The sequence below is a fragment of the Caballeronia choica genome, from assembly GCF_001544535.1.
GTDB classification, from domain to species: domain Bacteria; phylum Pseudomonadota; class Gammaproteobacteria; order Burkholderiales; family Burkholderiaceae; genus Caballeronia; species Caballeronia choica.
The window spans coordinates 1-1,157 of sequence record NZ_FCON02000490.1 but is presented as its reverse complement, the minus strand read 5'-3'; the positions used below and the strand labels follow the sequence as shown (position 1 = coordinate 1,157).

At 59.4% G+C, this 1,157-nt stretch carries 2 protein-coding genes; both read left to right on the top strand.

Annotation, left to right across the window (positions count from 1 at the left end; translation table 11 throughout):
- Nucleotides 1-293: 293 nt before the first annotated feature.
- Entirely contained in the window at nt 294-479 is a 186-nt protein-coding gene (locus AWB68_RS45225; protein WP_087650488.1) for a hypothetical protein, read from the top strand.
- 64 nt (nt 480-543) lie between these two features.
- Nucleotides 544-1,017, top strand: coding sequence for a universal stress protein (locus tag AWB68_RS45220; protein ID WP_087650487.1), 474 nt, complete (start codon nt 544-546; stop codon nt 1,015-1,017).
- Nucleotides 1,018-1,157: the final 140 nt, after the last annotated feature.

Here is a 1,157-nt window from a genome sequence, read left to right as displayed (position 1 = left end):
CTGGTCAAGCCGTCGCTCGCTCACTTCGACGAGGAGCACAAAAAAGAGCGCTTTCGACGGATCCACCCGCAGGGATTGAGAACGCGCTTTTCGCGTATGGACCGCAACGGGTGAGTTGCACGCGCACCAGCGCTGAGGTCGGCCCAGAGCGCATCGCTTGATATTTACATCACGTTGTGATCTATAATAGAGTCGTCGATCGAATGTATTTCTGCGACGCAGAGGCAATTTCGCGTTGTCTGAGTGAGCCCTGCCAAGTCGTCCAGAAGGTCAACCGAAGGAGGTGAACGATCGTGATTATTACCAGCGACTTCGAAATGGGTTATCTGATCGTCGTGTCTGCACTGCTCGGCGTGATTCTGGTCGGCGCGCTGCTTGGCGCACTGCATCTCAATCGCTGGCATCCGAAGCTGGTCGGCGCCGTAATCGGTGCATTGCTCGGGTTCGCGCTGATCGAGGCTGTTCCGCTCATCACCTGAGATCGAAGGGGCGGGTGCCGACCGTGCCATCGTGCTGTCGATTTGATCGGGGAAGGCCATCACAGTGTCGCAATTCGATCGCATCCTCCTCTGTTACGACGGAACGGCGAGTGGTCAGGCGACCCTGCGGTGCGGTTCGGCACTTGCCCCACAAATGAACGCCGAAGCACACTTGCTCGCAATACTCGACTGCTGCGACTGGTCAGGCGGCCTTAGCGTGCCAAGCGCAGTCGAATTCGAGCTCGACGCGCAGGCCGCCACCGAAATTCTTCGGGACGGCGTGGCCAGGTTGCGTAGCTCGGGGGTGGCGGCCACTGGCCACCTGCTGGTGGGCAACCCTCTCGATGAGATTGCTCGCCTTGCGAACATACTGAAGGTAGATTTGATCGTGATCGGACACCGTTCAGGAAGCGCGTTCGCGCGATGGTGGACGAGCGACAATCACGCGGTGTTGCTGCGCCGCGTCTCATGTGGCGTGCTGTTCGAAGACGCACCGGCAGTGCCTAAGGAAATAGCCGAACTGAGCGAGATCCGGTAAATTGCCACCGCCTGTCTGGGGTGATGCGTTTGCCGACGAAATCGGCCGGCTCACGCGGGAAACGCACCGGTCGACAGGTATCGGTCACCTCGATCGCACACGACAAACACAATCGTCGCGTTTTCCACCTCGCGGGCGAG